This window comes from Bizionia paragorgiae, from assembly GCF_900107625.1.
In the GTDB taxonomy this organism is placed as follows: Bacteria; Bacteroidota; Bacteroidia; order Flavobacteriales; family Flavobacteriaceae; genus Bizionia; species Bizionia paragorgiae.
The window spans coordinates 1-7,909 of sequence record NZ_FNQK01000032.1 but is presented as its reverse complement, the minus strand read 5'-3'; the positions used below and the strand labels follow the sequence as shown (position 1 = coordinate 7,909).

Sequence of the window (7,909 nt, the reverse complement as noted above, 5' to 3'; positions counted from 1 at the left end):
CCAGACCCTGACTTTAACGGAACGGATACGTTTGATTATACTGTCACCTTCACATTGCCAGATGGTACGGTTGGGACTGAAGTTGCTACTGTTACAATAATTGTTAGTCCTATAGTAGACGTAGAAGAAGATTCTGCAGTTACTTTGGAAGATATAGCTGTCGTAATTGATGTCTTAGCGAATGATACTTTTGATCCTTCTACTACAGTAGAAGTAACAGGGGTTACAAGTCCGGCAAACGGAACGGCTGTGATTAATCCAGACGGAACGGTAACGTATACACCAGATGGAGGTTTTGTAGGTACCGATACCTTCCACTATACTGTAACAGTTACCCATGCAGATGGCTCAACAACTACGGAATCTACTACAGTATCAGTAACTGTTTATCAACTACCAGAAGTTACTATCGGTGACGTGACAGTAGATGAGGGAGCAGGGACAGTTACGGTTCCAGTGACACTTGATGTGCCAACAATTGAAGATGTAGTAATAGATATTATTACCGTAGCAGGAACAGCAGGAACAGATGACTATACGGAAACAACAATAACAGTGACAATTCCAGCTGGAAGTATATCGGTAGATGTAGTAATTCCGATTACCGATGACAATATCGATGAGCCAACTGAAGAGTTTACTGTTGAAGGAACTGTAACAAGTGGAAACACAACCAATACAGATCCAGTAGGAACTGTAACCATATTAGACAATGACGGTACCCCTACAGTTACTATTGGTGATGTAACAGTGGATGAAGGGGCAGGAACAGTAACGGTACCTGTAACTATCGATGTGGTAAGCTCAGAAGATATAGTAATAGATATCATTACCGTAACAGGAACAGCAGGAACGGATGATTATACCGAAACAATCGTTACGGTGACTATTCCAGCCGGAAGTACAGCGACAGAAGTTGTGATTCCAATTACAGAAGACGATATTTCTGAAGGGGATGAAACATTTACTGTAGAAGGAACTGTAACCAGCGGAAATACAACCAATACAAATCCAGTAGGAACCGTTACCATTCAAGATTGTCTGTCGTATCCTGATGGTGATTGTGATAATGATGGTGTTTCTAATGAAGATGAAATTGCTAGTGGTACAGATCCTAATGATCCGTGTGATGTAGTAATCGGAAATCAAGACCCTAATGCAGATTTAACAGCTTGGAATGCATTAGACTGTGATGGAGATGGTGTTGTTAATGGAGATGAAGTTAGCCCAATTAATGGCGGAACTCCTACAGACTTTAATGATCCATGTGATTTAAATATGGAAGATGTTACAGTAGAGCAATCTGAAGAATGGTATAATGGCGACTGTGACCAAGATAATGTCCCTAATGGTGAAGAGTTCCCTTACGGAGATACAGATGGTGATGGTATACCTAATTATTTAGATCCAGATGATGATGGAGATGGTGTAGATACGATAAACGAAGACTATACTGATACCGATCTTTCCGATGGTGTTGTAGATCCAACAGGGAACGGTGATCCAACTGATGATGATACAGATGGTGATGGTGTTCCAGATTATTTAGATCCGGATGATGATGGTGATGGTATTCCTACTATCTTAGAAGGTGCAGACCCTAACGGTGATGGTATCGGTTTCGGAGGTGATGCAGTAGATAGTAATGGTAATGGTTTACCAGATTACTTAGAAGTGAATAATACCGGGGTATTAGGTGTTGGTAGTCTTGAAGTATTTAATGTGATTACTCCAAATGGTGATGGTGACAACGATGAAATGGTAATTGGTAATATAAATCTTTACCCAAACAATACACTTAAAATCTATAACAGATGGGGCGTACTTGTTTATGAAACTAGTGGTTATGGTCAAAATGATAACTATTTCAGAGGAGAGTCTGAGGGTAGAGTAACTATTTCAAAAGAAAAACAATTACCTGTAGGGACTTACTTCTATATCCTAGAATATAAAATAGACGAGACTGGAGAGGATAAGTCTAAAGCAGGATATTTATATATTCAACGTTAATAAAACTTAATAAAGGAGATGACTAACCATCATCTCCTATAATTATAATTTTAGAAAAATGAAAAACAGATTATTAATTATTGTACTCCTTACAAGCCTCAGTTTTTTGTCTGAAACTAAAGCACAGCAGGACGCTCAGTACACACAGTATATGTATAATACAATGAGTGTTAACCCAGCTTATGCAGGTCAGAGAGAAACTTTTAGTGCGTTACTTTTGCATAGATCGCAGTGGGTAGGATTAGAAGGAGCTCCTAAAACACAAACGCTGAATGTGCATGCGCCCTTAGATTATGACGGACGCTTAGGTTTAGGTCTATCAATTATAAATGATGAAATCGGACCGACAAAGGAAACGCATTTTGATATCGATTTTTCATATACTATTCATACCTCTTACGAAGGTCGTTTTTCGTTCGGTTTAAAAGCCGGTGGTCATTTAATGGATGTAGATTATAATAAACTTAATAAGTATAATCCTAATGATGTATTATTACAATATAATATTGAAAATAGATTTGAGCCTAATGTAGGGATTGGTTTTTATTATCGAAATGGTGATAAATGGTATGTCGGATTATCGGCTCCTAACATATTGGAAACAGATCATTTTGGAAATAATGAAGATCAAATTTATTCGGTAGCTTCCGAACAAATTCATTATTATTTAATTGGTGGTTATGTGTTTGATGTGAATCCAGATTTAAAATTAAAACCTGCTATGTTATTTAAAGGTGTGCAAGGCGCCCCTTTACAAGCAGATGTATCAGTGAATGCCTTGTTAAAAGAAAAACTAACTCTAGGTGTCGCTTATAGATGGAGTGCTGCATTTAGTGGGTTATTAGGTTATCAGTTAACTCCAGACTTAATGCTAGGTGTCGCTTATGATAAAGAAGTAACAGATTTAGGAAAGACTAAGTATGAAAAGGGATCTTTTGAATTCTTTTTACGTTTTGAATTATTTAAAAATTCAACAATCCTATCACCAAGATTCTTTTAATTACAGAATTAAAACTTTACTATGAAAACTAAAATACAACTCATTCTTTTAACCTTAATGCTGAGCCTGAATGCAGTAGTAGGACAAGAGCGCGGAAAAAAGAATACCCGGGTCGATAGAGATTATAATAATCAATCATATATGGAGGTTATTAAAGACTTGGAAAAATATGTAGAAAAAAATGAGGCAACCCCTCAAGTGCTAGCTAGGTTGGGTAATTCCTATTACTTTAACGCCAATATGGAAGAGGCTTCCAAATGGTACGAATTGCTGATTCAAAAAGATGTTGACATCGATACGGAGTATTATTACAGGTATGCAATGGCTTTGAAGTCAACAGGTAAATACGAGATGGGAAATAAGTACATGAAAAAATTTGCGACATTAAACCCAACGGATTCGCGAGCTGTTAAATTTTCAAATTCACCAGATTATTTAACAACAATTGATAAATTGTCAGGAAATTTCTATGTGGAAAATTTGTCAACAAATACAAAATATTCTGATTTTGGAACCTCTTATTTTAATGATGGAATTGTTTTTGCATCGTCTAGAGGTGAAGGTAAATTGTATAAATGGAACGATCAACCATTTTTAGATCTTTACTTTAAAGCAGATACCTCTCAGGTGGCCGAGCTCTTTTCTGATAAAATTAATACGAGATATCACGAGTCATCAACAACGTTTACTAAGGATGGTAAAACCATGTATTTTACTCGAAATAATTATTATCAAGGAGAAACTAAAAAAAGTGAACGTAAAGTCATAGGTCTTAAAATTTATAGAGCCACTTTAGAAGACGGAGAATGGCGTAATATTGAAAGTCTCCCTTTTAATAATGACAACTATAATGTAGCACATCCAGCGCTTAGTCTTGACGAGAAAAAACTCTATTTTGCTTCAGATATGGAAGGGTCTATAGGAGGATCGGATCTTTATGTTGTAGATATTAATGAAGATGGGAGCTTTGGAATCCCTAAAAATTTGGGAGATATTATTAATACCGAAGGAAGAGAAAACTTTCCCTATATAAGTAATAACGGTACGCTCTATTTTTCATCCGATGGTCATTTAGGTTTAGGGGGCTTGGATATATTTTATGCGAATATTGAAAGTAAAACCCCACAAGTCTTAAATTTAGGGAAAACTATTAATAGCCCGGCAGATGATTTTGAATTTATAATCGATGAGTTTAAAAATACAGGATATTTAACGTCCAATCGTAAAGGAGGCCAAGGAGATGATGATATTTATAAATTTAAAAGAGAAGCTTGTAACCAACTTATTTCAGGATCACTTGTAGACAATAGAATTAATCAAGAAATTGTTGCAGCAGAAATTGTTATCTATGATATAGAAACTAATGAAGAAGTATATCGCTTTGAATCGGATAAAAACGGTACGTTTAGCTATAATTCTAATTGTAGAGAGGACAAGTATAAAGCAGTGGCGACGAAAGAAGGTTTTGAGCCAGAAACACTATTTTATCTTGTAGATCCAAACAATCCTAATGATATAAATTTAGTGTTTAACCTAACGCCAACCTTCCCATTAGTCAAAGAAGAAGCAGCTCCTATAGGAACGGATTTAACCGATTTATTAGATTTAGATCCAATTTACTTTGATTTCGATAAATCACACATTCGTTTGGATGCTCAGAAAGAACTAGATAAAGTTATTCGTTATTTAATAGCGCATCCAGAAGTGAAATTAGATGTACAATCGCATACCGATTCTCGAGGTACTAAGGGCTATAATATGGCGCTTTCAGAACGTAGAAATCGTGCGACTAAGCAATGGCTAATTGAAAAAGGAGACATTTCTAGCAACCGTATATCGGGTAAAGGTTATGGAGAAAGCCAATTGGTAAATACTTGTGATGGAACAGTAAGTTGTACAGAAGAAGAACATCAAAAAAACCGTAGAAGTATGTTTATAATTTCAGCTAATAAATAATAGCGTAATAGAAGATATTTTAATAAAAAAGCACCTTCCTATGGGAGGTGCTTTTTTGATTTGTATGGTAATCCTTAAAAATTAATTAAAAAGGGTGATTAATAAGGGCTATTTTGTAAATTTGAAAAAACTCATATTAAAAATCAATATGCTGGAAGAACAGGTTATTTTAGTTAATGAAAAGGACGAACAAATCGGATTAATGGCTAAGATGGAAGCGCATGAGAAAGCGTTACTCCATCGCGCTTTTTCTGTATTTGTGTTTAATGATAAAAATGAATTACTATTACAACAACGTGCATTATCTAAATACCACACTCCTGGATTATGGACAAATACTTGTTGTAGTCACCAACGTGAAGGCGAAAGTAATTTAGAAGCTGGAAAACGTCGATTGCAAGAAGAGATGGGATTTGTAACCGAGCTTGAAGAACGCACGTCTTTTATTTATAAGGCACCGTTTGATAACGGACTAACCGAACATGAATTCGACCATATTATGGTCGGTTATTTTAATGACGAGCCTCAAATAAACCCAGAAGAAGTTGAAGCCTATAAGTGGATGCTGTTAGAAGACGTTAAAACAGACATGAAACGTAATCCAGAGCTTTATACCGCATGGTTTAAAATTATATTTGAAAAATTTTATGACTTTATAAATATTGAAAATGAGAGTTACCGTAAGTAGAAAAGCACATTTTAACGCAGCACATAGATTGCATAACAAAGCATGGTCTGATGAGAAAAATAAGGCTGTCTATGGTTTGTGTAACAATCCAAATTATCATGGTCATAATTATGAAATTATAGCTAGTGTTACAGGGAATATTGATGAAGAAACCGGCTATGTCATAGATATTAAAACATTAAAAAACATTATCAAACTTGAGGTTGAAGATGCTTTCGATCATAAAAATCTAAATTTAGACGTTCCTGAATTTAAAAATGTAATCCCAACCGCTGAGAATATTGTAGTGGTGATACACAATAAAATAAAAAATAAACTTAAAGAAGGCTTGGATTTAGAAGTCACACTTTACGAGACGCCCCGTAACTTTGTTAGTTACGCCGGGGAATAAATAGTTACTATGGCGAAAACCTTTTATCCGCTTAAATTTACTCCTATTTTAAAAGAAAAAATTTGGGGAGGAACAAAATTAAAAACACTTCTTAATCGAAAAAGTAATCTTCCAAATATTGGAGAAAGTTGGGAAATTAGTGGCGTTAAGGATGATACTTCCTTAGTAAGTAATGGAGAGTATAAAGGTGTTTCTTTAAATACACTTCAAAACACTTTAAAAGGGGACCTTGTAGGACATAAAAATTATACTGTTTTTGGTGAGAAGTTTCCACTGCTTATTAAATTTATAGATGCTAAAAGAGATTTGTCTATTCAGCTTCATCCTAATGATGCTCTTGCGACAAAACGTCATAATTCCTTTGGGAAAACCGAAATGTGGTACGTTTTACAAGCTAATGATGATGCGAACTTAATCGTCGGTTTTAATCAAAAGGTTGATAAGGCATTATTTCAAAAACACGTTAAAGATAAAACCTTGACCCAAATTCTCAATACTGAAAGCGTTAAAGAAGGTGATGCTTATTTTATTGGAGTGGGGCGTGTTCATGCCATAGGAGCAGGGGTGATGTTAGCCGAAATACAACAAACAAGCGACATTACTTATCGTATATATGATTGGGATCGAGTAGACGAACAGGGAAAGCCTAGAGAGCTTCATACAGAATGGGCTTTAGAGGCTATTGATTTTAATATGAGTAATGATTTTAAGTTACCCTATTCCAAATCTAAAAATGAAACCAATAGAATTGTAAGCTGTAGTTACTTTACCACAAATTATATTCACTTAGAAGACGAAACTATAGTCAAGAAAAATACTTATGACTCTTTTATTGTATATATGTGTGTAGATGGTGAGGCCACTATTGTTTATCACAATGAAAAAACAAAATTAGTTAAAGGAGAAACTGTGTTATTGCCGGCAGCCCTACAAGAATTTGAAATTACCTCGAAAAAAGGTAAACTATTAGAAGTTTATGTGTAATTTTGCACTCAAATTAAATTAAAAAATATTATGGCAAACAAAAGAGACCTTAAAAAAGATATAAACTACGTATTAGGAGATATTATCGAAGCAGTTTACGTATGGCAATATACTAACTCTGACAAAGATCCTAAAGCTAGTGAAGCAATTATAGACGAGGCAATCGTAACTTTTGATGAATTAATTGAAAAAGTTAACGATAGAAAAGTTGAGAACAAAAAAGCTCATTTTAAGGCTATTAACACAGAGCTTGAAGAAAAGGGGCGTGCGCTAATTGAAAAAATTAATAATTTAGGATAAAAATCTTGAAAAAAAGTTTGCAGATATGAAATTCAATATTATATTTGCACTCGCTTTGCCGATGTAGCTCAGCTGGCTAGAGCAGCTGATTTGTAATCAGCAGGTCGTGGGTTCGAGTCCCTCCATCGGCTCAAAGTTAAAAACCACTCTTTTTAGAGTGGTTTTTTTGTTTCTTTTACTACCGACTAGAGCATCTAAATTTCTTTACTTAAAGGCTAATTTAGGATCATTCCTAAATGTTGTGTTTATGCAAAAATTGTGGTCAGTCTATAAAGGAAGAATTCTACATTTTTCACACCTCTAAACTGAGCTCTAAAAGCTTTTATTTTAGCATTAAATGATTCAGCGGATGCGTTTGTGCTTCTATTTATAAAATAGTTTAGGATCGATTTATAATTGAGGGATATAGTGTTGGCAATTGTATTGAATGAGCTGAAGCCCGTGTTTTCAACGTCTTTGTACCAATGTGCCATTTTTGTGTATGCTATTTGTATAGAAGTTGTCTTATTGAATATATTTCTGAGCCCCTTTACTAGGTCGAAAGCGACCTTTATATCGGGATATTGGGCGAATAATATTT

Annotated in this window: 8 protein-coding genes and 1 tRNA gene; 8 read left to right on the top strand and 1 reads right to left on the bottom strand. The window is 34.9% G+C overall.

All coding sequences use genetic code 11. The annotated features are described in order from the left end of the window. From BLV64_RS14320 to BLV64_RS14285, 8 genes are all read left to right on the top strand, one after another. Nucleotides 1–2,010 (top strand): T9SS type B sorting domain-containing protein (locus tag BLV64_RS14320; protein WP_092136749.1); only part of this gene is annotated, 2,010 nt, incomplete at its 5' end. A gap of 58 nt (nucleotides 2,011–2,068) precedes the next feature. Then, entirely contained in the window at nucleotides 2,069–3,010 is a 942-nt protein-coding gene (locus tag BLV64_RS14315; protein WP_092136747.1) for a PorP/SprF family type IX secretion system membrane protein, read from the top strand. A 21-nt stretch (nucleotides 3,011–3,031) separates the two neighbouring features. Further along, nucleotides 3,032–4,966 (top strand): OmpA family protein, encoded by a 1,935-nt coding sequence (locus BLV64_RS14310; protein ID WP_092136745.1) that lies wholly within the window; start codon nucleotides 3,032–3,034, stop codon nucleotides 4,964–4,966. Nucleotides 4,967–5,114: 148 nt separating this feature from the next. Then, nucleotides 5,115–5,654: an isopentenyl-diphosphate Delta-isomerase gene (gene idi, locus BLV64_RS14305; RefSeq protein WP_092136743.1), complete on the top strand. Its 540-nt coding sequence runs from the start codon at nucleotides 5,115–5,117 to the stop codon at nucleotides 5,652–5,654. Further along, entirely contained in the window at nucleotides 5,635–6,045 is a 411-nt protein-coding gene (locus tag BLV64_RS14300) for a 6-pyruvoyl trahydropterin synthase family protein (protein WP_092136741.1), read from the top strand. Before idi ends, BLV64_RS14300 begins: the two co-directional genes overlap by 20 nt. A gap of 9 nt (nucleotides 6,046–6,054) precedes the next feature. Continuing rightward, nucleotides 6,055–7,029: a type I phosphomannose isomerase catalytic subunit gene (locus tag BLV64_RS14295; RefSeq protein WP_092136740.1), complete on the top strand. Its 975-nt coding sequence runs from the start codon at nucleotides 6,055–6,057 to the stop codon at nucleotides 7,027–7,029. A 30-nt stretch (nucleotides 7,030–7,059) separates the two neighbouring features. Continuing rightward, on the top strand, nucleotides 7,060–7,329 hold the full coding sequence (locus BLV64_RS14290; RefSeq protein ID WP_092136739.1) for a hypothetical protein: 270 nt from the start codon (nucleotides 7,060–7,062) through the stop codon (nucleotides 7,327–7,329). 57 nt (nucleotides 7,330–7,386) lie between these two features. After that, nucleotides 7,387–7,460 (top strand) — tRNA-Thr (locus BLV64_RS14285). A gap of 114 nt (nucleotides 7,461–7,574) precedes the next feature. Here BLV64_RS14285 and BLV64_RS14280 read toward each other — a convergent pair. Then, nucleotides 7,575–7,909: transposase (locus BLV64_RS14280; RefSeq protein ID WP_245705926.1), on the bottom strand; the 335-nt coding region annotated here is incomplete at its 5' end.

Bases quoted from the DNA above. Each gene is read 5' to 3' on its own strand.
- BLV64_RS14315 (WP_092136747.1), top strand. From the start codon at position 2,069: ATGAAAAACAGATTATTAATTATTGTACTCCTTACAAGCCTCAGTTTT.
- BLV64_RS14310 (WP_092136745.1), top strand. From the start codon at position 3,032: ATGAAAACTAAAATACAACTCATTCTTTTAACCTTAATGCTGAGCCTG.
- idi (WP_092136743.1), top strand. From the start codon at position 5,115: ATGCTGGAAGAACAGGTTATTTTAGTTAATGAAAAGGACGAACAAATC.
- BLV64_RS14300 (WP_092136741.1), top strand. From the start codon at position 5,635: ATGAGAGTTACCGTAAGTAGAAAAGCACATTTTAACGCAGCACATAGA.
- BLV64_RS14295 (WP_092136740.1), top strand. From the start codon at position 6,055: ATGGCGAAAACCTTTTATCCGCTTAAATTTACTCCTATTTTAAAAGAA.
- BLV64_RS14290 (WP_092136739.1), top strand. From the start codon at position 7,060: ATGGCAAACAAAAGAGACCTTAAAAAAGATATAAACTACGTATTAGGA.